Source organism: Shewanella sp. ENK2 (assembly GCF_043568515.1).
GTDB lineage: Bacteria > Pseudomonadota > Gammaproteobacteria > Enterobacterales > Shewanellaceae > Shewanella > Shewanella japonica.
In genome coordinates this window covers 455,740-480,948 of sequence record NZ_CP171406.1, presented here as the reverse complement: position 1 = coordinate 480,948, position 25,209 = coordinate 455,740, and the positions used below count along the sequence as shown (strand labels likewise).

General features: G+C 40.8%; 25 protein-coding genes, 1 tRNA gene and 2 pseudogenes. 22 read left to right on the top strand and 6 right to left on the bottom strand.

Features of this window, described 5'->3' with window-relative positions; all coding sequences use genetic code 11:
• Window positions 1-8: 8 nt before the first annotated feature.
• From ACGEDC_RS02305 to ACGEDC_RS02275, 7 genes are all read left to right on the top strand, one after another.
• Window positions 9-656 carry a NeuD/PglB/VioB family sugar acetyltransferase gene (locus ACGEDC_RS02305; protein ID WP_394496192.1) on the top strand — a complete coding sequence of 216 codons (648 nt, stop codon included), beginning with the start codon at window positions 9-11 and terminating at the stop codon, window positions 654-656.
• A gap of 15 nt (window positions 657-671) precedes the next feature.
• A complete protein-coding gene (locus ACGEDC_RS02300) occupies window positions 672-1,256 on the top strand; it encodes a hypothetical protein (RefSeq protein WP_394496190.1) in 585 nt (194 codons plus the stop codon).
• Window positions 1,256-1,963 carry a ketoacyl-ACP synthase III gene (locus tag ACGEDC_RS02295; RefSeq protein WP_394496185.1) on the top strand — a complete coding sequence of 236 codons (708 nt, stop codon included), beginning with the start codon at window positions 1,256-1,258 and terminating at the stop codon, window positions 1,961-1,963. The genes ACGEDC_RS02300 and ACGEDC_RS02295 overlap by 1 nt, the downstream gene beginning before the upstream one ends.
• Window positions 1,964-1,986: 23 nt before the next feature.
• Window positions 1,987-2,178, top strand: a complete 192-nt coding sequence (locus ACGEDC_RS02290) for a 3-oxoacyl-[acyl-carrier-protein] synthase III C-terminal domain-containing protein (protein WP_394496183.1) — start codon at window positions 1,987-1,989, stop codon at window positions 2,176-2,178.
• A 13-nt stretch (window positions 2,179-2,191) separates the two neighbouring features.
• Window positions 2,192-2,425 (top strand): acyl carrier protein, encoded by a 234-nt coding sequence (locus tag ACGEDC_RS02285; protein ID WP_394496180.1) that lies wholly within the window; start codon window positions 2,192-2,194, stop codon window positions 2,423-2,425.
• Window positions 2,418-3,455, top strand: a complete 1,038-nt coding sequence (pseI, locus tag ACGEDC_RS02280) for a pseudaminic acid synthase (protein ID WP_282166720.1) — start codon at window positions 2,418-2,420, stop codon at window positions 3,453-3,455. Before ACGEDC_RS02285 ends, pseI begins: the two co-directional genes overlap by 8 nt.
• 134 nt (window positions 3,456-3,589) lie before the next feature.
• Window positions 3,590-4,654, top strand: coding sequence for a putative sugar O-methyltransferase (locus ACGEDC_RS02275; RefSeq protein ID WP_080916268.1), 1,065 nt, complete (start codon window positions 3,590-3,592; stop codon window positions 4,652-4,654).
• Between the two features lie 66 nt (window positions 4,655-4,720).
• On the opposite strand, the gene ACGEDC_RS02270 is transcribed toward ACGEDC_RS02275, so the two are convergent.
• The 3 genes from ACGEDC_RS02270 to ACGEDC_RS02260 all read right to left on the bottom strand — a co-directional run bounded on the left by ACGEDC_RS02270 (window position 4,721) and on the right by ACGEDC_RS02260 (window position 8,646).
• Window positions 4,721-4,796: transfer RNA gene (locus tag ACGEDC_RS02270), tRNA-Arg, on the bottom strand.
• Between the two features lie 125 nt (window positions 4,797-4,921).
• Window positions 4,922-7,405 carry a 6-hydroxymethylpterin diphosphokinase MptE-like protein gene (locus ACGEDC_RS02265; protein WP_394496177.1) on the bottom strand — a complete coding sequence of 828 codons (2,484 nt, stop codon included), beginning with the start codon at window positions 7,403-7,405 and terminating at the stop codon, window positions 4,922-4,924.
• Between the two features lie 59 nt (window positions 7,406-7,464).
• Entirely contained in the window at window positions 7,465-8,646 is a 1,182-nt protein-coding gene (locus ACGEDC_RS02260; protein WP_394496175.1) for a flagellar assembly protein T N-terminal domain-containing protein, read from the bottom strand.
• Between the two features lie 296 nt (window positions 8,647-8,942).
• Between ACGEDC_RS02260 and ACGEDC_RS02255 the strand changes: the two genes are divergently transcribed.
• Both ACGEDC_RS02255 and ACGEDC_RS02250 read left to right on the top strand, forming a co-directional pair.
• Window positions 8,943-9,650 (top strand): FlgO family outer membrane protein, encoded by a 708-nt coding sequence (locus tag ACGEDC_RS02255; RefSeq protein ID WP_394496173.1) that lies wholly within the window; start codon window positions 8,943-8,945, stop codon window positions 9,648-9,650.
• Window positions 9,647-10,105, top strand: a complete 459-nt coding sequence (locus tag ACGEDC_RS02250) for an LPP20 family lipoprotein (RefSeq protein ID WP_065108543.1) — start codon at window positions 9,647-9,649, stop codon at window positions 10,103-10,105. Before ACGEDC_RS02255 ends, ACGEDC_RS02250 begins: the two co-directional genes overlap by 4 nt.
• Before the next feature lie 149 nt (window positions 10,106-10,254).
• Here ACGEDC_RS02250 and ACGEDC_RS02245 read toward each other — a convergent pair whose 3' ends face one another.
• The 3 genes from ACGEDC_RS02245 to flgA form a co-directional block, all read right to left on the bottom strand.
• Window positions 10,255-10,680: a flagella synthesis protein FlgN gene (locus tag ACGEDC_RS02245; protein ID WP_055025054.1), complete on the bottom strand. Its 426-nt coding sequence runs from the start codon at window positions 10,678-10,680 to the stop codon at window positions 10,255-10,257.
• A gap of 81 nt (window positions 10,681-10,761) precedes the next feature.
• Window positions 10,762-11,091 carry a flagellar biosynthesis anti-sigma factor FlgM gene (flgM, locus tag ACGEDC_RS02240; RefSeq protein WP_055025053.1) on the bottom strand — a complete coding sequence of 110 codons (330 nt, stop codon included), beginning with the start codon at window positions 11,089-11,091 and terminating at the stop codon, window positions 10,762-10,764.
• A 72-nt stretch (window positions 11,092-11,163) separates the two neighbouring features.
• Complete coding sequence (gene flgA, locus ACGEDC_RS02235; RefSeq protein ID WP_394496170.1) at window positions 11,164-11,886, bottom strand: flagellar basal body P-ring formation chaperone FlgA; 723 nt, start codon at window positions 11,884-11,886, stop codon at window positions 11,164-11,166.
• A 298-nt stretch (window positions 11,887-12,184) separates the two neighbouring features.
• Between flgA and ACGEDC_RS02230 the strand changes: the two genes are divergently transcribed.
• The 13 genes and pseudogenes from ACGEDC_RS02230 (at window position 12,185) to flgL (ending at window position 25,107) form a co-directional block, all read left to right on the top strand.
• Complete coding sequence (locus tag ACGEDC_RS02230) at window positions 12,185-13,105, top strand: chemotaxis protein CheV (RefSeq protein WP_055025051.1); 921 nt, start codon at window positions 12,185-12,187, stop codon at window positions 13,103-13,105.
• A 153-nt stretch (window positions 13,106-13,258) separates the two neighbouring features.
• A complete protein-coding gene (locus tag ACGEDC_RS02225) occupies window positions 13,259-14,092 on the top strand; it encodes a CheR family methyltransferase (RefSeq protein WP_055025050.1) in 834 nt (277 codons plus the stop codon).
• Window positions 14,093-14,241: 149 nt separating this feature from the next.
• Window positions 14,242-14,640: a flagellar basal body rod protein FlgB gene (gene flgB, locus ACGEDC_RS02220; protein ID WP_065108539.1), complete on the top strand. Its 399-nt coding sequence runs from the start codon at window positions 14,242-14,244 to the stop codon at window positions 14,638-14,640.
• A 2-nt stretch (window positions 14,641-14,642) separates the two neighbouring features.
• Entirely contained in the window at window positions 14,643-15,059 is a 417-nt protein-coding gene (gene flgC / locus ACGEDC_RS02215; protein WP_055025048.1) for a flagellar basal body rod protein FlgC, read from the top strand.
• 23 nt (window positions 15,060-15,082) lie between these two features.
• On the top strand, window positions 15,083-15,853 hold the full coding sequence (gene flgD / locus ACGEDC_RS02210; protein WP_055025047.1) for a flagellar hook assembly protein FlgD: 771 nt from the start codon (window positions 15,083-15,085) through the stop codon (window positions 15,851-15,853).
• Window positions 15,854-15,928: 75 nt separating this feature from the next.
• Window positions 15,929-17,293, top strand: coding sequence for a flagellar hook protein FlgE (gene flgE, locus ACGEDC_RS02205; RefSeq protein WP_055025046.1), 1,365 nt, complete (start codon window positions 15,929-15,931; stop codon window positions 17,291-17,293).
• A gap of 206 nt (window positions 17,294-17,499) precedes the next feature.
• The gene (flgF, locus tag ACGEDC_RS02200; protein ID WP_394496164.1) at window positions 17,500-18,243 is read left to right on the top strand and encodes a flagellar basal-body rod protein FlgF; all 744 of its coding nucleotides are present in this window, start codon (window positions 17,500-17,502) and stop codon (window positions 18,241-18,243) included.
• Window positions 18,244-18,254: 11 nt separating this feature from the next.
• A pseudogene (flgG, locus tag ACGEDC_RS02195) lies at window positions 18,255-19,042 on the top strand (flagellar basal-body rod protein FlgG).
• Between the two features lie 23 nt (window positions 19,043-19,065).
• On the top strand, window positions 19,066-19,740 hold the full coding sequence (flgH, locus tag ACGEDC_RS02190) for a flagellar basal body L-ring protein FlgH (protein ID WP_055025043.1): 675 nt from the start codon (window positions 19,066-19,068) through the stop codon (window positions 19,738-19,740).
• 10 nt (window positions 19,741-19,750) lie between these two features.
• Window positions 19,751-20,862: pseudogene (locus tag ACGEDC_RS02185) on the top strand (flagellar basal body P-ring protein FlgI).
• A 17-nt stretch (window positions 20,863-20,879) separates the two neighbouring features.
• A complete protein-coding gene (gene flgJ, locus ACGEDC_RS02180; RefSeq protein ID WP_119969001.1) occupies window positions 20,880-21,959 on the top strand; it encodes a flagellar assembly peptidoglycan hydrolase FlgJ in 1,080 nt (359 codons plus the stop codon).
• Complete coding sequence (gene flgK / locus ACGEDC_RS02175) at window positions 21,959-23,893, top strand: flagellar hook-associated protein FlgK (protein ID WP_394496161.1); 1,935 nt, start codon at window positions 21,959-21,961, stop codon at window positions 23,891-23,893. Before flgJ ends, flgK begins: the two co-directional genes overlap by 1 nt.
• An 11-nt stretch (window positions 23,894-23,904) precedes the next feature.
• Window positions 23,905-25,107 (top strand): flagellar hook-associated protein FlgL, encoded by a 1,203-nt coding sequence (gene flgL / locus ACGEDC_RS02170; protein WP_055025040.1) that lies wholly within the window; start codon window positions 23,905-23,907, stop codon window positions 25,105-25,107.
• Window positions 25,108-25,209: the final 102 nt, after the last annotated feature.

Below are 25,209 nucleotides of genomic sequence, written 5' to 3'. Positions count from 1 at the left end.
AAAATTGTATGGGTAAAAAGCGAATCGTTATCATTGGTGGCGCCGGAAATGGGGCAGTATTAGCGCAAATTATACTGGATATGCAGCGCGCTGGTGATGATATTGAGCTAGCCGGATTTCTTAATGATCATCAAACTACTGATGAATTACTGTTTCATTGGCCAGTGCTAGGGAAACCTTCACAGTGGCGCGACTTAGACCAAGATGTACTCTTTGTATTTGCTTTGTTAAGTGTTGGGAAAATGCGAGAAAGGGCTGATTTATTAAAGTCGCTGGGCATTCCGTCTAAGCGGATGGCGACCTTAATTCACCCGAGTGCAATGATAGGTTTTGATTCGCAAATTGGCGCTGGTAGTGTGATTTGCTCGAATGTATCCATTCAACCTCAGGTTAAAATCGGCAGCAATGTGCTTGTTCGAGCTGGAGCGAATGTGGGGCATGATGTACAAATCTTTGATTATGTCGATATTGGTCCTAATGTGTGTTTGTGTGGATATGCCTGCGTGCAAGAAGGGGTACATGTTGCTGCCAATGCCGTAGTACGTGATGGTTTAAACCTTGGAGCTTTTTCTGTTATTGGAGCGGGCTCTGCGCTGTTAAAAGATGCTGGCGAAGGCACTACATGGCTTGGAAATCCAGCCCGTCGAGTCAGCTAGATAAGAGGTGGTTATATGTTTGAATTTAAAGGTAACCGAAACTACTTACACGGGACTGATTTTTATCGGTTTACGCTTGATTATGTCGCTCAACACATGCCAGAAAACACAAGGTTGAGCCAACTGAGTTTTAGAAAGCTTGCTCGGTTTCAATGTGAGTTAACAACCCAAAGACCTGATACTGGCACGGTAGTGGCAACAGGTAAATTTAGCCTCAGTGATGGTGACACAGTTCCATTATGGTGGGTTGAGGGAAATACTCTTGTTGAAGGCCGTTATGAATTTGATGAAGATGAGTTAGTTGCTAATGCGGAACTAACGATATCACCAGCAACAATAAAGATGCACAAACCGGTTGACGATTACACCTGTATTGAAGTGCTTGTTGCGTTGACCAAAAAAATGCATAACCAAATTGCTCCTCTTAGCAAAGGGAAATGGTTGTTCGGCCAGTTAAACCTGACTCAAAATTTACCGACAGAATATCAAAGCGCAGAAATAAAGCTTCAATCAATGCTACATGGCAAATTTTCGGTGTCTGAAGTGTGGCTAGACGGAGTAAAGCTAGGTCAAATTAGATTTATTGTGGAGGGACAATAATGGAAATCGGTATTCAAGCTATTGCAAGTTATATCCCTACCACCTCAATTGATAATGTAGAGCAAGGTAGTCACTTTGGCGAAACTGCTGACTTTGTTGAGTCTAAATTAGGCCCCGTTAAGTTGCCTCGTAAGGCCGAAGATCAAGAATGTTCTGATTTATGTGTCGCAGCCATTGAACAGCTCGTTAAGCAACAGCCGAGTTTTGATAAAGAGAAAATCGATGCTCTGATTGTCGTGACGCAAAATGGTGATGGTGAAAAACTGCCTCATACCGCAGCAATAGTGCAACAAAAAGCGGGGCTACCAAAAACGATTGCCGCTTTTGACGTATCGCTTGGCTGTTCAGGCTATGTGTATGGCCTTTATATTATTAAAGGGTTGTTGCAAGCTGCTGGAATGAAACAAGCTTTGTTGATAACAGCAGATCCTTATTCGAAGGTTATTGATACTTCTGACAGAGTCACTTCCATGTTATTTGGCGATGCTGCTACTGTGAGTTGGATTTCACAAAATCCTGTATTCAAACTGGGCCCTGTCCTGTTCGGCACGGACGGAGAGGGGGCAGAAAGCCTACAAGTTCAAGAAGGCATTTTGTCGATGAATGGGCGACAAGTATTCAACTTTGCTTCTATGAATGTCCCTAAGCATATCAAAGAGTTGTTGGCCGTTTGCGAATTAACAGAGGCTGAAGTGGATGCTTTTTAATTCACCAAGGCAGTGCTGCGATTGTGGATACCATTGCACGGCGTTTTACGGACAAAAAGCGCTTTATTAAAGACTTAAAGGACACGGGCAATACGGTTTCTTCTTCTATTCCTCTTTTGATAGAAAAGCATGCAATGAATAGTGAATGGAATAACATTGTACTAAGTGGATTTGGTGTAGGCTTCTCGTGGGCCAGTGCATTAATGTATAGATAATTAGGAGGCCAAAATGGTCAATTTAGACGTAATAAAAAAAGCCTTAGAAGAGTCAGGTGCAGCAGTTGATACCGAAGGTCTAGTGCTTGATAAAACCTTTGAAGAAGCAGGGTTTGATAGCCTAGATATGTTTAATTTATTTGTTGAACTTGAGCAGCTTACAGGTCATCAAGTTCCTGATGAGCTGATTGACCAGTTAACTTCCCCAGCCGCTTTAATCGCTTATTTTAGTAAATTAAATGACTGATTGGTTACCTAAAAAAGCCATAGTGATTGCCGAATTGTCAGCCAATCACAATGGTAGCTTACAACGAGCTTGCGACACGGTAAGGGCGATGGCTGATTCTGGAGCGGATATTGTTAAAGTTCAAACATACCGTCCAGAATCGTTATGTCTAGATGTCGATAATGACTATTTTGGCAAACGGAAAGCGGGTTTGTGGAAAGGACGTACCTTGTGGAGTCTTTATCAAGAAGCCGCATTGCCCTACGAATGGCACCAGCCATTGCAAGCGCTTACCCACGAGTTAGGTATGGCGTTTTTCTCAAGTCCGTTTGATCTTGAGGGTGTGGATTTCCTTGAAACACTTAATGTTCCTTACTATAAAATTGCTTCTTTCGAAATTAACCACATTCCGCTCATTGATAAAGCTGCACGTACAGGCAAACCTCTGATTATTTCCACAGGCGTTGCGGATGATAAGGACATTGAGTTAGCGCTTAAGACTTGTTTCGAAGCAGGCAATACTAATGTTGCTTTACTTAAATGTACCTCTCAATATCCTGCAAGCTTAAACGATGCCAATCTTCATATGATCACCGATATGCAGAAAAAGTTTAACGTGCCGATTGGGTTATCCGATCACACCATGGGCTCATTAGTGCCGATGACAGCTGTGAGCCTGGGAGCCAGAATCATTGAAAAACACTTTACATTAGACAGACATGATGGCGGCCCAGATTCTGCTTTTTCAATGGAGCCTGATGAGTTTCGTGACATGGTAAATCAGATCAGAAATGTCGAATCATGTTTAGGTAAAGTCAATTACAGTGTGTCTGAACAAGATAAACTTCGCCGCCGCTCAATTTTTTATTGCCGCGACCGCTCTGCCGGTGAGCTGATAGGTGAAGGGGATATTAAAGTATTGCGTAATGGCAGTGGTCTACATCCAAAGCATATGAAGTCTTTAATTGGGGCAACATTGACTCGCAGCGTCAATGTTGGTGAGCCAGTATTGGCTGAGGATCTTGATAAAAAAGATTTTCTGCAACAATAGTGAAACTGGTCATAACGCAATGGAGTCGTTGTGTGTGGGCTATTCGCTAAAATGAATTTTACATATTTCCTGATTTATTGTTTTTGTTAACTTTAACAGGACGTTAATAATAAAAAATGAAAGGGTGATGTTCCATGTGGACTGAACAAATTGAAATAATCAGTAAAGATATGAAGCAAGTTGATTCCAAATATTTGCCAACCAGCTTTTGGCAATTTGGTGCTAATGGCTTGCAGCAAGATATTGAAACTCATGGTATTGAAAATTTCCGAAGTCTTAAGAGTGCATTATCGTTTTTTGTACCAACCTATAAATTTCATGGTTGGGCGACGCGTCCTGAAAAGTATCAAGACTTGGTCGGAGTTTGCGAAACTCAGTTAGCGGGAGATCAAAAAGCAATTCTATCTATGCAGGATTTCTTGTCGGGTGAAAGCCATGCGAGAAGTGATTTTAGAGTGTATAAAGCAAGTGAGAGTAACAAACAGCCGTTTACTGATAAGTTCAGTGAAAGCTCGGTAGGTACACCAATTGAACATTTTGAGTTCGAAAACCGTAAGTTTAGTCGCTCTAGTTTGAATTATTTATTGGGTCTTAATTTCCTTAAACAGCAAATTAAAGATGTCCCAATTAATACAGTGCTTGAAATCGGTGGTGGTTTTGGATCCCTCGGCGAGATTTTATTAAGCGATAGCCGTAACAACACATTCTATATGAATGTTGATATTGCACCGACCTGCTTATTTTCGACTTACTACCTCCAAACGCATTTTGGAAAAGATAATATTGCTGATTATCAAACGGTTAAATCGATGCAAGAACCATCTTTACCTAACCTTTCTGAACGTTATAAAGGGGCCGTTTTGTGTCCATGGCAATTGCCTCAGGTGAGCGGCGATTTAGACTTGTTCGTTAACTTTATTTCTTTTCAAGAAATGGAGCCTGATATTGTTAAGAACTATCTTGAACATGTTGCCAGACTCAACTGTAAATACGTGCTTTTACGAAATCTACGTGAAGGAAAACAATTGGCAACAGATGGCAGCCATGCAGGGGTTAAAGAGCAAATCAAAGGTGATGATTACGATACCTTTTTACCTGATTATCAGTTGGTATCAACGAATGTTCATCCATTTGGGTTTGAAACGGTAGACGGATTTAATTCAGAATTACGACTCTATAAACACAAGAGTTTGGGTTAAGTCTTTATAAGTAAAGTTCACATAAGAGTTAGAGCGGGGAGTTATTGGCATCTTAATAAGATGTTATGGTCTCCCCACAAGGACTCGAACCCTGATCGATCGCTTAGGAGGCGACTGCTCTATCCTGTTGAGCTATAGGGAGACAGGGCAATTATACAAGCTTTTAATATGATTAAAAGGCTTCAAATTTAAATGCTTAATAGTTAAGCAGTTGAGTTAGTTGACCTTTAATCGTCAACTAACGCATAGTTTCAACATCATAGACTTTTAAGATGCATTACCTGTTGCTAACTGATTTAGGTAGTTTCTAGCGGTGACATTATCAGGATTGATTTGCATCACATTATCGAAAGCTGATTTAGCTCCTTCGATTTGCCCAAGCCCTGCTAAAAAGACGCCGAGTTTAATCAATGTACTTTCGTCAGTAGGGTATTTGTCTAAATAATTTAAATACAAATCCAATGCTTGCTGGTTTTTACCTTGTAAGGACAATATGTGGGCATGCTGAGGGTAATATTCGTCACTGTACTGAGCCAAAGACGTTATTGTTTCTTCAGCTAAGTCAATTTTGTGTAGTTTAAGCGCCAGCAATAACTGCTGCTTTAATTCGACTTCAGTTCGGCTTGTGGGTTCAATTTCCAGTAACGCAGTTAAAGCTGCATCAAAGTTATTTTCTAAAAAATGTACATAATGCAACGCGAGATGGAATAACCTATGTGCAAACGTATCATTGGCAATTAATGGCTCTATATTGTTAGTGAGTAGTGTTAAACCATCGATATTCTTATGTTGTTTCAAATCTAAAATTTTGGCTAATGTATTGTCTAAATTTTGGTTCTTTTTCTTCATCGAAAAGTATGGATGAGCAAAGCTTGTAAGTTGTTCTTGATAGCTGTCACTTGCTGATTTTAGTTTGGATTTTTCATTTGGTGTCAAAGAGCTAGCGACAGTGTTGTCGAGCATTGCTTGAAAAATATTGACTCGTCCCGGTTGGTTGTGCTTTTTCCAGCCTTCGGTAATCAATTCTATTGATGGTGTGTCGCTTATTTCTTCACGTCTTAATTTGACAATATCTAGCGCGGTCTCAGTTAACTCTTGAAGCTGTTTAGTAATGATTTGATAAGCACTATAGTACAAATGAGTCATTGTATTCATTTGTTTAAAGGACCAATCCTGAGTCTTCTTTGTTGTCAGAAATTGCGTAAACTCAAAATAGCCGAATACCTTTATCGACATATTATATTTTGGAAATTTCTTATTTATTTTTTGCTCAATTTTATCGATTTCACTCGCTTTAGCTTGAAACGCTGCAGAGTGCTGTTTCAATTTTTTAGCTTCATTATTAATGTGTAAGGCTTTGATAGCCAGCTTGCTTATTGCTTTAAAAGCCTCGTTAGCAGCAGATAATTCAGTTTGAATAAGTTGTAATTTTTCTTGTTTGTTTTCACTAGCAGATGGAACCGTTTCGAGTAACTGACTTGGATTGCAATCAGCTGAAACAATTGAAACTTGTTCTTTTGGTATATGGGTAATACCTTGAATTTTAGCTGCATTTATAGATAGGTTAACGATTTCAACATTAGGGTAAGTCTCAGCTTCTTCTTTTAGCGCGAGTGCTGCATGTATCAATTGAATGGGCGTTTCAGCAATGCTACCTGAGTAGGTTTCTACCCACTCATGAATAATACTGTTATTACTTCCGGCACTGGCTTCAACGCTTCCTTTTGCATGAGTGACCCCTGCAGAGGAGTGACATAAATCAACACCGCTTAAAAGCACTTGTTTAAAGCCCATTTCAATTGCCACTCTGACAGCACTATTGGTTACCGTAGGACCAATGGTAAGAATGTTGTTAGTTTCTTCCCATGGGAATCGATTGCCTAAGAACAATGATTTTCCATTCCACTGAGCAATGATTCGATGATTGACATGATGTGAGTTAATAAACAGGCTTTCATTTGCGAGGCTCATCATATCGCGGTTAACCTCAAAACTTGTATCTTGAGGATCTACCGAAACAATAATATGAGCTGGGATCCCAGCAGCCGACAATTTTGATGCGAACCTTGATACGGTAAGAATGAAAAGCTGTTCATAATTAACTTTAATCCAATCAATATGTTCATCAAGTGATGGGCCGCCACCAATCACTATTGCAGTTTTACCTGCAAATTGATTTTTCAATATCGAAGCTGGTTGATTATTTTCGACAACATTGAAAAATTGTTCTACAAAGAATGACTTTTGAGTAAAATTTGCTTTATGTGAGGTGGTTTGTTGTTTTATTAACTTATAAATTTGGCTGTAGTAGCCTGAATATTCTTCAACCACGCCTGCAGAGGCGGCTAATGAGAGTGTAATGGCGATTTGATCTTTTATAAGGAATAAATCATCTTCGCCCGATTCTATATGTTCATTAAGTTCTTCAAGACTTAGCACTTTAAGGTAGTGTTGCTGCTCCTCTGGTATATCAATATTTAACATCGACATGACTTCTGGTAGCTCTACAAAAATGTATTTACTTCCTGCTACCTGTGGAGACTCAAGAATATAATTAACCAATAAGCCAGAATCGAGACCTAGAATGACGTGTAATGTATCTTCCTTAAAAATATCGTGTTTATACTTCTTTTTAAAAGCGGTTATAGAGTCTTCTTTTTCAAAGGTATTCCTGTTGATGCAGGGCAAGTAGTACTCATCAAATTGACTAATGGCGAACTGATTATTAAAAACTGAGTGTGATGTAGCCATTGTAAGTAAAACCTTCTTGTTTATTGGTATATGTTTTATCGATTCACGTTCACTGATTTTTAAATCTTAATCACAATATCTTGGATCTGTATGTTGCCAGAGCTTTCAATACCTTCTAGTAAGGCTGTGGCGCTTTCTTCTGAAACTTGTTCTATTGTGACCGTGGCTCTATTTTTAGTCGCAACAGCTCGCATTAAATTCACTCTATCAGGAATATTTTGTTGTAACACGATTTGGAAGCTATCACCCATTTTGACGTTATTTCGACGGCCTAAATTAATGATGATTCTATTACCTTGCTTAGCAACGATTTGACCGAGTAAAGGTCGACAATTTAGTAAATTATCAATATCTTGAGTGCTTTGTTGTAAAAGCTGATTCATAGTTTGACCATAAGTTGAGCCCCAAAACCGTTGGGTTGAAGGTGACACGGTTTCATCTCGTTCAAAATCCCACTCAGCTTCTGCTTGATAGTCTTTGCTCCACACTTTTTCACCACTAATGCCATGGAACATGGTAAACCGTAAATTAATTTGCCTTAAAGGTGTCTCATCCCATAATCCAAATAAAGAACTCGAGTATGGCTCAATTGAAATATCCAGGATTTCAGGTTGTAAGATATATTGGCTGTCGGTTATTTCGCCAAGCCAGCTTGGTATGCGTTGGCCTTTGAAGTTGATGAGTTGGTTGGTATGGTCAAGCTTCTCCTCGGCGTGCATACGAGCAAAACTGTAGTCAGAGCCATTATTTAATAAATTGCCAAACTGCTGTGATAAAGCTTGTTCAAAGTTAGCAAGTTGTCCGTATCGAAGTTGTGAGCGGTCACGCATGATGGCTTGAGGGATCATTATTGCCGCTTTTAATTGTTGGCTGTGGCATTGCTGTGCTCGGGGTTTAGACTCAAGATTGAGCCGCAACATAACCGTGATATCTGATGCGCTGATGATTTCAGACACGAGCTCAATATCGTTAGCTTGACCCATGCGTTTTATTTGAAATGCATCTTGAGTTAAGTTGCCCTGATTAATACTTTGCTGGCTATTAAAGTTTACACCCGCTTTTAAGCTGGCATAGTTTAATGCTTGATTAATCGCATCCTCGCGGGCTTTATCTATATTGCCGTCAATAATTTTGGCTTTTCCTGACACTTCAACTCTTTGCGCTAATACAGAGTGACTGAAACAAGCTGAAAGAATAACCAGCATGATAATAGTCAAATATTTAGAGCTAACGTTTGGCATGTTCATGTTCGCTTTTCACAATATCGAAGAAAAAGGGTGCCAACTCTATGACGGTTTAGCACGACTTAAATTAATTATCATAATAAAAGCAAAAACCATGCCTGTATGAGCTTTTAGCAGTGAACAGATGGAGATAAATTCTTCATTTCAAGGTAAAGGTTTTGAATGTGTGGTCGATACACTATCTATAGTGTGTTTAATGTGTGCTCTGATTGGGCCTAAAGCCAGTTAGCGGCAACATTACTGAACCTAACATCACATCAATGCTGAGACGTCATTGTAATAAGGAATAAGCCATGAGCCGTTTAATCATTTTTCCCATTGCGTTGCTAGCGGCTGCTTGCGCTAGCGAGCCGCCTGTGTCGACAAATGAGTTAGCTTATGTAGAAAAGCCTATTGAAACTAGCTTTTGGTTTAGTGATGAACCTGAAGTGCAGCCTGCGCCTTTACAATATGACATTACTAAAGCCGGTCTAGCCCCTAAATCACATGTGAATATATTGGCTGAAAAAGTCGTAAATGAATTGGTATTACAAAATGACAGTTTACGCTCTGACCAACCTTTACTTGTAACCACTCCGGTTAATACCAGTGATTACAGCAAAACGGATGCTTTAGGCTTACAGTTACAGCAAGGTTTTGTTGCCGCTTTTCATAGTCATGAATTTAACTTGGTCGATTTAAACGTGGCGAATGCATTACGTTCAACTGAGCAGGGCGAGTTTATTTTAAGTCGAGATTGGAAGTTACTTCCGTCTGATTTGCCTGTCTCTCATGTTGTCGTTTCGACTATGGATACCACACCAATGGGCTTAGTTCTTAATGCAAGAATTGTTAACGTGACTAATAATCGGGTGGTGTCAGCAGTGCAAACTTTTGTGAATATGAATAGTCTACCTGGCTATTTATCACCTTCAAATCAAGTCATTTTTCAAGATGGATTGCTTTTTCGCCATGAAGCGTCTGGTCAAGGTAATGCCGTAGTATTGGGAGCGAAATTATGAATAAGTTAGTTGTTCTATTGGTTTCATTATTGGCAATCTCGATAAGTGGTTGTGCAAGTAATGATAAATATGTGCAATGGGAAACAGAAGCGCCAGATCAGTTCCCTAAGTTAACTGCAATTGGTTATGCGCCTTTAGCGACTCAGCCTGCGAAAGAGCAGTCACATAAAGTTCTAATGGCCATGCAAGCGTCAAAAATCGCGGCATATCGAGAATTAGCAGAGCAGGTATATGGTCAACAGATTGATGCTCATAGTCAAATGAGCGACTGGATGCTCAATAACGAAACCGTTTCTGCCAATGTGTCAGGAATGATTAAAGGCGCGAAAGTAGTTAAAAGCTATCCTGCGGGTGATATGTATGTGACTGAGTTAGAGCTGGATTTTGCTCAGGTGTGGGATCTTTATCAGCAACAAAACCGCCCCCGTCGTGTAAAAGAAGTGACATACTTTTAATGTAAATTCCGACAGATATAAAAACCGCCAATAAAGGCGGTTTTTTTATGTTTGTCATTAGCATTAGCATTAGCGATTCTGATTTGCCATTGGAGAGATTGCAGTTGACCTTGGATGAACTGACTACATGGCTTAAATCGATATTAGTTTTAGGCTTTGAGGTTTTGGCCTAAAGATGAAATTGTCGACGTTCGGCCTTTGTCGTTATAAGTTAAACTGGTGGCATTTCTACTCATTTGCATGGCTTGAGAAAAGCGGTTTAAGCTCGCGATATTCAGTTCGATTAAGCTAGCATTTTGATTATTGATGTCTTTACACTCTTCGAGAATGGTTTTAGCTTCAGCGACTTTCTCAATGAGTTTAGGCTCTGAATTGAGCAAAGATTTATCAGGATGATTAGCTAATTTCTCATCATTTTGTTGAAGCGTATTCAAACACTCCACTTTTTCGCGTGCAAGTGCTAGCAAGGTGTCGGCATCTTGATCTGCTAAGGCCTGCTTTTCTGCAGATACAAGTTTTTTCAGCGACGACAAAGTGCCGTGCTGAAAAGATAACAGCTGTAGTAATTCATTCATAATTTACTCTTTATAAAAACCCACATCATAACGACAAGGCGTAATGCGATGATGATTGTTTATCCAAGAGCAGGTATGACGCTACTCTTGGTCGAAATTTAGTCCGCTCATGTCAGCTTCAAAGCTTGCAATATTCGCCGCTAATTTTTCAGGGTCGACTTTATAACGTCCCTCTGAAATGGCTGACTTTATTGCATCAACTTTGCTTTGATCAATTTCAGGTAAAGATGCCATGTTAGTTTGGGCTCCTTGCAGCTGCTGTGCTTGCGAGGTAATGCTGACCGAATCACTTTTAATAGGTGCAGCCTGTTGCCCAGCTGACTCGGCAGCTTTTGGGGCAGCACCTGAGTCACGATTAGTACGCAACTGAGTATGTGATGCTGTTTTAAGATTGTTAATATCAATTGCCATTTTAGGCTCCAGCGTAATTTATGGTTTTCCTAACAGGCTATCGACCCTGTTGGAAAAAACTTTAGGAATATTTTACATCCTAACTTCAACTTCGCCAACTCCGGTGACAATGACATCTAATCGTCTGTTTGAGTTGGCATTTCTGACTCTTATTGCATCGCCTATATTGCCATCTCTTAGTGCTTCACCAGCTGTTTTTATTTCAAAGCTATTTGTTTTTGCGTAAATGGATACCGAATCCCCCTTACAGACAAAACATAGGTTATTATTCAGCAATGGGGCTTTAGCTGCGACACGTCTTTTAGAGCGGGTGCCGATTATGTTGCTTGTGTTTGAGAAAAACTGTCCTCGGATACTGTGTTGGTCAACGTAATTAATTTCGATGGCTTCAGGAGTGATGAGCTCACCTTTTTCAATGATGCCAATTGCGGTGACGACGGGGTACATGACTTCGACTTTAACCGATAAGTACATTTGCCAAGGGTAATCGTAGTCTGGGCTGATGCAGCTAATTTTAACGGTATTGGTTCGGTTAATCGGTCGGTCGCTTGCCATAGCAACAGAAAGAGGAGGGTAACAAGCGGGTGGCGTTAACCTTCCTTCTAAGCTTTGGGGAATGATATTCACTCTCGCATTGGGGTTGGCATTTGGACTGGTTGCAATTTTTTTTGCAACTGTCTCTTTAGCTAGCTCGGTGATGGTCGATAAAGTATAGGTAATAGTGCTTTGTTCACTGGCAAAAGCCGGTAAATGAATGCAAAGAATGAGCAATAACAGTAATGTGTTTTTCTTCATATCTTGTTTCTAGCGGTGGTGGCCAGAATACCTCTATACTTTTAAGTTAAGCTAACAACGCTTTGATTTTGGACAAATGGTTATCGGGTAAATAAAGAGTCATAAGTTTGACTTTTTCGCCTGAAAGCACCGATACGGTTTAAATAAGCAATAAGTATGCCTATTACCTAAATGCGATAGTCATCGTGACATAAATAATTGCAGCGTATGCTACAATTTGACAAATATGGCTTATGGTCGCTTTAAGTCATAAGTAATAAAGTCCTTAGGGGCAGTATAAATAAAACAAGGCAGGGTTATGTCGAGTATTCTTGAGTCAGTTAATAAACGTACGCAGCTTGTAGGTCAAAACAGATTAGAGTTGTTACTATTTAAGTTGAATGGACGTCAGCGTTTTGGCATTAACGTATTTAAAGTAAAAGAAGTGCTGCAATGTCCTCCGTTAACGACATTACCTCGTTTGAGTCCGCTGATTAAAGGTATTGCCCATATCCGTGGTTCAACCATCTCTGTGATTGATTTGAGTGCTGCAACAGGTGGTCGTCCTCTTACATCGACAGAGAATTGTTTTATTATCATTGCTGAATACAACCGAAGTATTCAAGGGTTCCTAGTCAGTTCAGTTGAACGTATTATCAATATGAACTGGGAATCGATTATGCCACCACCACAAGGGGCTGGGCGTAACTCTTATTTAACTGCGGTAACTGAAATCGAAGGTGAATTGGTTGAGATTTTAGATGTTGAAAAAATCTTAGACGAGATATCACCTGTTAAGACTGAAATAAGTGAAGAAGCTAATGAAGCGTTAACCATTGATCGTGACCAGCATTATCACATCATGGTCATTGATGATTCTGCAGTGGCCCGTAAACAAATTATTCGTTCGCTTGAGTCGCTTAATTTGCAAATTGATACCGCCATTGATGGTAAAGATGCGCTAGAAAAGCTTAAAGCGATTGCGACTGAGATGGATAATGTTGCTGACGAAATTCCTTTGATTATTTCGGATATCGAAATGCCAGAAATGGATGGTTATACCTTAACGGCTGAAATTAGAGACGATCCTAAGTTGAAAGACATTAAAGTGGTACTTCATACATCCCTTAGTGGTGTATTTAACCAAGCAATGGTTGAGAAAGTGGGTGCCAATGACTTTATCGCCAAGTTTAATCCAGATGAATTAGCATCTGCTGTAAATAAACACCTAATTTTATAAGCAATATTGATAAGTCTGACTATGATTAAATAGATAGTCAGACAGTTATTGTGAGCAATACGTTGTGCTTGTCGATAGTCGTGATAAGTTAATAAAAGTAACCTGTTCACTCTGAAGTGACGCTAGTGTCATTTCTTATAATAGGATGTAAATGTGACGAATAAATCACTCGCTGAAGCAGAATATAATCAGTTTAAGCTCTTTTTAGAACAGCACAGCGGCATTGTATTAGGTGACAACAAGCAATATTTAGTAAGAAGCCGATTAGCTCCTTTGATGGGTAAATATGATTTGCCGTCATTATCAGAAGTAGTTAAAAGGTCGATGAAGCCAACGGAAAGGCATTTAAGGGCGGAAGTCATTGATGCAATGACAACGAATGAGACCTTGTGGTTTAGGGACAAATATCCGTTCGAGTTGCTCAATAATGCGTTATTACCTGAATACAGTCGCTTAGGAAGACCGTTAAAAATTTGGTCTGCTGCTTGTTCTTCAGGGCAAGAGCCTTATTCACTCGCGATGACGATTTTGGAATACCAGCAACGTAAACCAGGCGCATTACCTGGAAATGCAACCATTCAAGCGACAGATTTATCTCCGTCAATGCTTGAGCGTTGTAAAAATGCTGAATACGATAGTTTAGCCCTAGCTAGAGGGTTATCACCTGAGCGTAAGCGCCAATTTTTTGATCCTTTGCCTTCTGGTAACATGAAAGTGAAAGATAATGTGAAGCGTTTGGTAAACTTTAGGGCACACAATCTTCTTGAAAGTTATAGCCTTTTAGGAAAGTTTGATATTATTTTTTGCCGTAATGTTCTGATTTATTTTGCCCCAGAGGCAAAAGCAAAAATATTGCGGCAATTTGCTGCCGCTTTAAACCCTAACGGTATTTTGTTTTTAGGGGCGTCAGAGTCTATCTCGGGTTTAACGGACGAGTTCAATATGGTTAGGTGCAACCCTGGTATATATTACCAGAAGAAGAGTTAGCTATAATTTGTTGTAATAGTTGAATATTTTTATTTATTAATGCCAGCGTTCGTTGGCATTTTCATTTTTATCATTTCATTTCTAATAATCTAATTTTTTTGGCATAAGCTTTGCTTTAATTCTGTCAGTTAGCTGGTGGAGGCAATTTTATGGCGATTAATTTTGAAAATGGTTTAGGTATACATCAATACTCTTTGGGCATACGTGCACAACGGGCTGAAGTGCTATCCAGCAACATCGCCAATGCTAATACGCCAGGTTATAAAGCTCGAGATGTCGACTTTGCTGCAGCAATGAACAGCGCACGCGCTAAGCAAAGTGGATTACAGATGAGTCAAACAACTGACAAACATTTCGACTTGAAAGCGTTAAGCCAGGAAAATGTAAAGTTTAGAGTGCCTAATCAACCAGATACAGGTGATGGCAACACCGTTGATTCTCAACAAGAACAAGCGGCCTTTATGCAGAACTCCTTGGAATATCAAATGTCACTGGGTTTTCTTGAAAGCAAGTTCTCAGGCATGCGTAAAGCTATTAGAGGTGATTAATCATGAGTCTATTTAATATTTTTAATGTGTCGGGTTCTGGTATGTCAGCACAATCAGTGCGACTTAATACTACCGCCAGTAACATTGCCAATGCTGATTCAGTTTCCAGTAGTGTTGATCAAACTTATAAGGCTCGTCATCCGATTTTTGAAGCTGAAATGGCCAAAGCAAGCCATGAGCAAAATAGTTCTCACAGTGTCAGTGTTAAGGGCATTGTTGAAAGTGATAAACCGTTATTAAAGGAGTTTTCTCCTGATCATCCTATGGCTGATGGTGACGGCTTTATTTACAAACCGAATGTCAATGTGATGGAAGAGATGGCGGATATGATTTCAGCATCTCGTTCTTATCAAATGAATGTCCAAGTGGCTGATGCGGCAAAATCAATGCTGCAACAAACACTTCGTATGGGTAAGTAATATGAATTTTGTGGGGGTAAAAGATGAGCCTCATTAATCCTTACAGCAGTCAGTCTTTACCACAGACTCAATCTGCTAGTAGTACTGGTATTGCATCCAATACACAAGAAACAGCCAGTACAGGGAATGCATTTTTAGACAGTGTGGCCTTACAAGGAGAGCCAGAAACACCTGAACCTAATAGCCAGGAACTGACTCAATCAGATTTCTTTGCTTTATTGAGTCAACAGTTATCAATGCAAGATCCATTTAAGCCTGTTGAAAACGATCAAATGATTTCGCAAATGGCATCATTCTCAACCGTTGACGGTATTGCCAAGTTGAATGAAGAAATTCTCAACTTAAATAACTTAACCAGTTCGAGTCAGGCGCTGCAGGCTTCAAGTTTAGTAGGCCGTAAAGTGTTAATTCCGTCTGATACGGGGCACATATCGTCAGATAGTCCAGAAGTCAATGGCGTGATAAGTACACCAACTTCTATCGATACGATAACAGTCAGTATTGAAGATGAAAGTGGCCAAGTTATTAAAACCTTTGAAGTTGACGGCTCTGCTGGCGGTAACATTGATGTGTCATGGGATGGGCTAGATAAAAATGGCGACCCAGCTCCTGAAGGCAATTACGCGATAAAAGCGAACGGCAAAATTGATGGAAAATCAGAAGATTTAGCAGTATCGACCTATGCGCATGTGACGAGCGTGTCACTGGGTAACACCACAACAGGAGCAATATTAAACCTACGTGGTATTGGTGGTATTCAGTTGTCAGATGTCTTAGCTGTCACTGAAAGTTAATTAGCTTATCAAATTTAAAGCTGGCAGCTGTAGCAGTCAGTAAAACAAACAGAATGAGTAGGAAAGGGGTGAATTATGTCGTTTAACATTGCTTTGAGTGGTATTTCTGCAGCTCAAAAAGATCTCAATACCACTGCGAATAACATTGCTAACGTTAACACCGTAGGCTTTAAAGAATCTCGTGCCGAGTTTGCTGACGTATATGCTAATTCAATTTTCTCAAACAGCAAAACTGCTGTTGGTGGCGGTGCGACAACGACTCAGGTTGCACAGCAATTTCAGCAAGGCAGTTTACAGTTTACTAGTAACTCTTTAGATATGGCGATAAGTGGCGGTGGTTTCTTTGTGACATCATCAGGTGTGGGAGTTCAAGATCACGCATTCACTCGTGCTGGCGCATTTAAAGTTAACTCAGAAAGTTACATGACTGATTCTGCTGGTAACTATTTACAAGGTTTCCCTGTCGATGCTGACGGTAACTCTACCTCGGTTAGTTTAACGACGACTCAACCAATTAAGATCCCTGATACGGCAGGTAGCCCAGTGAAAACTGAGAATATTGGCCTACAGATGAACCTTGATGTGGGTGAAACGCCATTAGATCCTGCTAACTTTGATCCCAACGATCCTGACACGTTTAATAAATCGACTTCAGTGACGATTTATGACTCACTTGGTGAATCGCACATTATGACCACCTATTTTGTTAAGCCGACAGAAGGGGCTTATACCGGTGAAAGTAACTGGGTTGCATTCTATGCTGTAGATGGAAAACAAGTTGACCTTGACCAAGCAAATGGTGGTTCATACGGCGCTGATACGACTGGTGACGGTGTTGCTGATACGACAAGGTTTGCTGAAAATGCATCAGGTTGGAAAGGCTCGGTATTAAAGTTCAATGATGCGGGCGCATATACAGGCTCAGATCCTGCGGTAGTTGAAACTGTTGAGCTGGGTGTTAATGGTGCTAACGTATTAGGCCCTGGCGCTGATGGCAGTCAAAAAGTCACCGTTGGATTTAATAATCCAACTCAATATGCATCTCCATTTGAAGTGACTGAGTTAACTCAAGATGGTACCACCGTCGGTCGTTTGACTAACGTAGGTATTGGCGAAGATGGCTTAGTGACAGCAAGTTACAGTAACGGTTCGACTGAACCATTAGCTCGAGTTGCTTTGGTTCGTTTTGCTAACGAGCAAGGTTTAACCCAAGTGGGTAATACTTCTTGGAAAGCCAGCTTAGATTCTGGTCCAGCGCTAGCAGGTGAAGCAAATAGTGGTACCTTTGGTAGTATTCGTTCATCGGCGCTTGAACAATCTAACGTTGATTTGACCACTGAGTTAGTGGATTTGATTTCTGCACAACGTAACTTCCAAGCGAACTCTCGTACACTTGAAGTGAATAACACGTTAAATCAGTCGATTCTTCAAATTCGATAAGTTTGACTTGTTTTGACAAAGAGTTGCCGCAACGGCAACTCTTTGCCTTTTCATTTTTTGCCTTTTATTGTTTTTCTTTTCACTTCCTGCTTTTCAAATACATTTCATTTAGTTAGCCATTCTCTATTCACAATTTATATATTGGCACACTCATTGCTAGTTCTAGTTATATCTTTAGTTATGTAAAAAGTTTGACGGAGCGGCAGATGGACAAATTACTGTATGTTGCCATGAGTGGGGCAAAGCAAAATATGAATGCTTTGGCTGTTCGTGCCAATAATTTAGCCAATGCGAATACCGATGGTTTCAAAGCTGATTTGGCTCAAGCTCGCTCTATGCAAGCATTTGGGGAAGGCTTACCGACACGGGTCTTTTCTATGACTGAAAGCCCTGGGCAAAACTTTAGTTCAGGCCCAATTAAAACTACGGGTCGTGATTTAGACATTGCGATTAAAGATAAAGGTTGGATTGCAGTGCAAGGTGCCGATGGCGGCGAAGCGTATACCCGCTCCGGTAGTCTAAGTTTTGACAGTACAGGCTTATTAACTAATGGTCGAGGCAACCCTGTTATGGGAGAGGCTGGACCGATAGTTTTGCCGCTACCAATCGACAAAGTTCAAATCTCGCCTGATGGCATTATTTCTGTAAGACCTCAGGGTGCAACTGCGGATGTGGTTGAAGAAGTGGCACGAATTAAATTAGTTAATCCATCAAATGAAGAAATGATGCGTGGTGAAGATGGGTTATTTAGGCTGACTTCGGGCTTAAATGCGCCGAACGATCCTAATGTGAATATCGAAACAGGGGTTGTTGAAGGCAGTAATGTTAACGCTGTTTCAGAAATGGTGGCGTTAATTGATATCCAGCGTCAATACGAAATGCAAGTGAAGATGATGAAAAATGCCGAAGAGCTAGACCGTGCTTCATCATCCTTAATGAGAGTTAGTTAGGAGTAATAATTATGCATCCCGCTTTATGGATCAGTAAAACAGGCTTAGATGCCCAACAAACCGATATTGCAGTTATTTCTAATAACGTGGCGAATGCGAGCACCGTAGGCTACAAAAAAGCCGTGCAGTATTCGAAGACTTGCTATATCAAACAGTCAATCAAGCTGGTGGTATAAGTGCTGATAATACTAAGCTGCCGAATGGTTTGAACATTGGTGCCGGTACTAAGGTCGTGGCAACTCAAAAAATGTTCACCCAAGGTAACATGTTAACCACAGATAACTCTTTAGATTTAATGATTGAAGGCCCTGGATTTTTTGAGGTCGAGATGCCTGATGGCACCGCTGCTTATACCCGAAATGGTCAATTTAGCTTAGATGAAAATGGCCAGATTGTGACTCCAGGTTCTGGTTATGTCGTGCAACCGTCAATCACCATACCTGATGATGCAACTTCAATTACAGTCTCTGCCGAAGGTGAAGTATCAGTAAAATTATCTGGCGCGACAGAAAGCACAGTTGTTGGACAGTTAGCCATGAGCGATTTCATTAATCCATCAGGGTTAGATCCATTAGGGCAAAACTTGTATACCGAAACTGGCGCAAGTGGAACGCCTATTCAGGGAACAGCTTCTTTAGATGGCCTAGGCGCTATTCGCCAAGGGGCATTAGAAACATCAAACGTTAATGTGACTGAAGAGCTAGTAAACCTTATTCAAAGTCAGCGTATTTACGAAATGAACTCTAAAGTGATATCAGCTGTTGATCAGATGATGTCTTACGTGACTCAGAACCTATAACTGTTATTGAAAGGAACTGGATTATGAATAAATACCTAGCGTTAGCATCCGTTATTTTCATTGCCGGTTGTAGTTCAACGCAACAAAAACCTATACCTGATGATCCATTTTATGCGCCAGTGTATCCAGAAGCACCACCAACTAAAATGGTGTCGACGGGGTCGATTTACATGGACCATCAATCGTCTAGCTTATATTCAGATATACGAGCACATAAAGTCGGTGACATTATCACAGTGCTGTTAAATGAATCGACTCAAGCTAAAAAAAGCGCCAATAACGAAATCAAAAAAGACTCTAATTTGAGTGTTGACCCTATCTATGCTGGAGGCGGCAATGTGACGATTAAAGGTGTACCACTTGATTTACGTTATTCTGATGCGATGGACACCAAGCGTGAAGCTGATGCTGACCAATCTAACAGCCTTGATGGCAGTATCTCAGCTAACGTGATGCAAGTGCTCAGTAATGGCAACTTGGTTATCCGTGGTGAAAAATGGATTTCGATTAACAATGGCGATGAATTTATTCGTGTTACCGGCATGGTAAGAAGTCAAGATATCACTCCTGAGAATACAGTTCAGTCAACTCGAGTAGCCAATGCCCGCATTCAATATAGCGGAACGGGTACATTTGCAGATGTTCAAAAAGTAGGGTGGTTAAGCTCATTCTTTATGAGCGAATGGTGGCCTTTCTAAGGAGTATGCCATGAAAATTTCATCTTTATTTATCTCCATTGCCCTTACCGCCTCAGTTGCATTAACGGTATTTTCTGCGCCAGTTCAAGCGCAGCGAATTAAAGATATTGCCAACGTTCAAGGTGTACGTAGTAACCAACTGATTGGTTATGGCCTTGTGGTTGGTTTGCCCGGCACTGGTGAAAAAACCAAATACACTGAACAAACATTCAGAACCATGCTGAAAAACTTTGGCATTAATTTACCTGATAATGTGAACCCTAAAACTAAGAATGCGGCCGTGGTAGCGGTGCATGCAGAGATGCCAGCATTTATTAAGCCCGGTCAAAATATTGACATTACCGTATCGAGTTTAGGTGAAGCAAAAAGCTTACGCGGTGGTACTCTACTGCAAACCTTTTTAAAAGGGGTTGATGGCAATGTTTACGCTATTGCACAGGGTAGTCTAGTGGTCAGTGGTTTCAGTGCAGAAGGTCTAGATGGTTCGCAAGTGATTCAAAATACGCCAACAGTTGGGCGTATTCCTGGTGGCGCGATTGTTGAACGCAGTGTGATGAGTCCATTTGCGACTGGGGATCACCTAACTTTTAACCTACGTCGTTCAGATTTTTCTACCGCTAAAAGTATGGCAGATGCAATTAACGACTTTTTAGGTCCAGGTATGGCAAGAGCGTTAGATGCAACCTCTATTCAAGTCAGTGCGCCTCGTGATGCATCACAGCGAGTTTCTTTTTAGCGACATTAGAAAATGTTGAAGTCGAGATAGCTGATGAATCTGCGAAAGTGATTGTTAACTCTCGCACTGGCACCATTGTCGTTGGCCAAAATGTGCGTTTAATGCCTGCAGCTGTGACGCATGGCGGATTAACGGTCACCATTGCAGAAGCAACGCAAGTTTCGCAGCCAAATGCATTTGCAAATGGTCAAACGGTTGTCACTACAGATAGCACCATTGATGTTGCTGAAGAAGACAGTCGAATGTTTTTGTTTGACCCAGGTACGACATTAGATGAGCTAGTACGAGCAGTAAACCTGGTTGGCGCAGCGCCTTCTGATGTGCTTGCAATATTAGAAGCGTTAAAGATGGCAGGCGCTTTGCATGGTGAACTTATCATCATCTAAATATTGTCGGTACGACTATGGAAAAGCTGTCAAATTCATCGCACTTTCTGGATCTAGGAGGACTAGATTCATTACGTTCTCAGGCTCAGAAAGACGAGAAAGCGGCACTTAAAGAAGTCGCTAAACAGTTTGAAGGTATCTTTATTCAAATGCTGATGAAAAGCATGCGTGATGCTAACGCAGCTTTTAAATCAGACAGTCCAATGAACAGTCAAACCACTGAGTTTTTTGAGAACATGCGTGATCAACAAATGTCAGTGGACTTGTCTGATAAAGGTATGCTGGGCATTGCTGATTTAATGGTTCAGCAATTATCACCTCAAGATACACCATTTAAGCCTGCCTCTGTCCTTCGTGGCGATATTGATGCAAACATTCAACATGGTTTATTTGATAACAAATCAGCAGACATTGCGGTCAGTCCAATAACGTCATTTGCACAAAAAACACCCAATGAACCAGTAGTAAATGTTAATCAGCTTGCCAGTCATCACTCGGTGATCGATGAGCAAGCAATGGCGAAAATTCTGGCAGGCGAAAATGACATTTCAGTTGCCGCTAATGGCAATCAATTGCCGCAATCAGTCAATAAAGCGCCGTCCGAATTTAGCAACCCTGCGCATTTTGTTAATACGCTTTATCCTCATGCTGAAAAAGCAGCTAAAGCTCTGGGAACAACACCTGAAGTGTTGCTTGCTCAGTCAGCACTTGAAACAGGCTGGGGTCAGAAAATGATCAGACGTCAAGACGGCACGGCTAGTAATAACCTGTTTAACATTAAAGCCGACACTCGCTGGCAGGGTGATAAGACATCGGTGAACACCTTGGAGTATGAGCAAGGCAAGGCTGTTAAACAAAGAGCTGACTTTAGAATGTACGACAGTATTGAACAAAGCTTTAATGATTTTGTGTCTTTTATTGCCAATGGTGAACGTTACCAAGAGGCCAAAAAAGTGGCTGCAGAACCTGCAAAATTTATTAACGAGTTACAAAAAGCTGGCTACGCCACTGATCCTCAATACGCAAAGAAAGTGCTAAAAGTGATGGAAACAGTGACTAATGGACTTAAGTCTGCATTACCAGGAGAGACTAACTAATGGCTGTTGATTTATTAAATATCGCCCGCACAGGCGTACTGGCGGCTCAATCTCAAATGGGCGTAACCAGTAATAACATTGCTAACGCCAATACGATTGGCTATCACCGTCAAGTTGCCGAGCAGTCGTCGTTAGAATCCCAAAAGATTGGTAACAGCTTTTATGGTACGGGTACTTACGTTACTGATGTAAAGCGGATCTACAATGACTTTGCTGCCAGAGAGTTGCGTATAGGCCAAACCTCAATGAGCGCCGCAGAGACTCGTTATACCAAAATGAATGAGATGGATCAGCTCTATTCACAAATTGGTTCAATGGTGCCAGATCGATTAAATGACTTTTTCTCAAGCATTAATAGTGTGGCCGATTTACCAACCGATATCGGTATGCGTGACAGTATGCTTGGCGCAGCGCAACAAGCTGCAAGTAGCCTAAATCAAATGCAGTCTCATCTCGACTCACAGATGAAACAGACTAATAGTCAAATCGGTGCGATGGCTGATCGCATCAATGAAATCAGCAATGAGCTGGCTAGCATTAATCTAGAGCTAATGAAAAGCGAAAGTCCAGACAGCCAGTTACTAGATAAACAAGATGCACTTATTTTAGAGTTAAGTGAGTATTCCGAAGTCAACGTTATTCCGCTTGAGAATGGTGCTAAAAGTGTCATGTTAGGCGGCTCTGTGATGCTGGTGTCTGGTGAAGTTTCAATGCAAATCGGTACCACTACTGGAGACCCTTATCCCAATGAATCTCGTTTGACCACGACCACTGGTAATCAAAGTTTAGTTATTGATGGATCAAAATTAGGCGGTCAACTTGGGGAGCTATTTAAATTTCGCGATGAAACCTTAGTGCCTGTTGGCCAAGAATTAGGTCAATTAGCGTTAGGTATTGCTGATGCATTCAATGAAATGCAGTCAAATGGCTATGATTTAAATGGTGAAATTGGTCAAAATATATTTACTGATATAAATGATCCACTGATGTCAGCTGGGCGTGTCGGTGAATTTGACGGTAATACTGGTACAGCCAAAATCCGAGTCAACATAGATGATGTCGGTGAATTGACAGGAAGTTCATATGAGCTGTCGTTTACTGCCCCTTCAACCTATGAGTTAAAAGATACTAAAACAGGTGAAGTACAAGCTTTGACCTATGATGCTGTCAATAACCAGTTAACGGGCGCAGATGGATTCAGTATCCAAATTGACTCGGTGCCAGCAGGTTTTGCAGATGGTGATAAGTTTGAAATTAGACCGAATGCAGGCGCCGCAGCAGGTATTGGTGTCGAAATGACCGATCCCAAAGGTATTGCAGCAGCTGCCCCTAAAATTACTGGTGAACCCACTAACTCGGGTGATACCAGTGTTAAGTTAACTAGCATAGATAGAGCAAATGCTAATTTCCCTGTGACTGATAGTGAAATCACTATTCAAATCGATACCGTTACAAATACTTATCAAGCTTTTGACGCCAGTGGCGCAGCAATTGGTGGCCCAACGGCATTTACTCCTCCACAAATTAGTACACCTTATGGCTTTGATTTTGAAATTAGCGACACGTCAACAGCTGGCGTAACCGACAGTTATACCTTCGATTTATCATTTGCAGAAGGAGATAACAGCAATGCGATAGAAATGGCGAAACTGTCAGATGAAAAATTAATGAATGGCGGCACAACGACCTTAGCTGGCGTGTTTGAAGGTAGTAAGCTTGATATTGCTAGCAAAACCAAAGCCGCTGCCGTGTCTTTTGAATCAAATGAAGCTGTTTATCTACAAGCATATAACCGTGTACAAAGTGAGTCGGGAGTGAACTTAGATGAAGAAGCTGCCAACTTAATGCGTTATCAACAATCTTACCAAGCTTCAGCCAGGATCATGACAACAGCTCAGCAAATGTTTGATTCATTGCTTAGTTCTGTTCGTTAGGAGAATTAGTCATGCGTATTTCAACTGCTCAAATGTTTCATCAAAATACTTTAAGTCTGTCTAAAGGTCAGTCTTCAACCAATAAAATTTTGGAACAACTGGCAAGTGGCAAAAGGCTCAATACCGCGGGAGACGATCCGGTTGCAGCTATTGGTGTTGATAACTTAAAACAGAAAAACGCCTTGGTGGATCAATTCGTCAAGAATATTGACTATGCACAAAAGCACCTTGGATTAAGCGAAAGTAAGTTAGGCAGCACAGAAACAATTATGAGTAGTATGCGTGAGCAACTACAGCGCGCCGCAAACGGCAGCCTATCTCAATCGGAACGGCAAATGATTGCCGATGAAATGAAAGATAGTCTCGAAGAGTTAATGTCGATTGCCAACACAAAAGACGAATCGGGTAATTATATCTTTGCTGGCAACAATACTAATAATCCACCTTTTGCGTTTGATAATAATGGTCAAATAATTTACAGCGGTGACAGTGGCGAGCGGCAAAGTATCGTTGCCTCGGGTGTTACCATCGGAACAAATGTGCCAGGTGACACTGTGTTTATGAACGCACCTAATCCGCTTGGTGATTATGGTGTCAATTATTTGCCATCTCAACAGGGTGATTTTGTTGTTGATAAGGCGGCCATTTTTGATTCTGCCGCACACGTAGAAGATACCTATACCTTTAAGTTTGTTGATAACGCAGGTGTCCTTGATTTACAAATTGAAGATTCGGGCGGCACAGTCGTATCAACGGTTGCAAACTTTGATCCTAGCAATCCGGTAAGTTTTAACGGCATAGAAGTTCAACTGTCAGGTCAGCCTGTCGCAGGTGACTCTTTTACCATGGAACCTCAAGAAACCGTCAGTATTCTAGATACCTTTAATGAAGCGATTGCGATGCTTGAAGATCCTACTATTCCAAATACTTCTCAAGGAAACTCAAAGTTGGCACAGCTATTGAATAATATCGATAGTGGTCAAAATCAAGTCAGTACAGCAAGAAGTATTGCTGGCAATAGCTTGAAAAGTTTAGAGAGTATCTCTACGAATCACGCTGAAGAAAAAATCGTTAATGATAGCGCATTATCCATGCTTGAAGATTTGGACTATGCAGCAGCAATAACTGAATTTGAAAAACAGCAACTGGCATTAAATGCCGTGTCGAGTGTGTTCGGCAAAGTCGGTTCTATTTCGTTGTTTGATTATATCTAGTAAGGCGTTCAGATCTTGCAAGATAAATAAAGCAAGAAAGACCAACGTTAAATTGTAAAATTTAGCCAAGCTCCAAAGTCTTGGCAACAAAACTAAGAATGA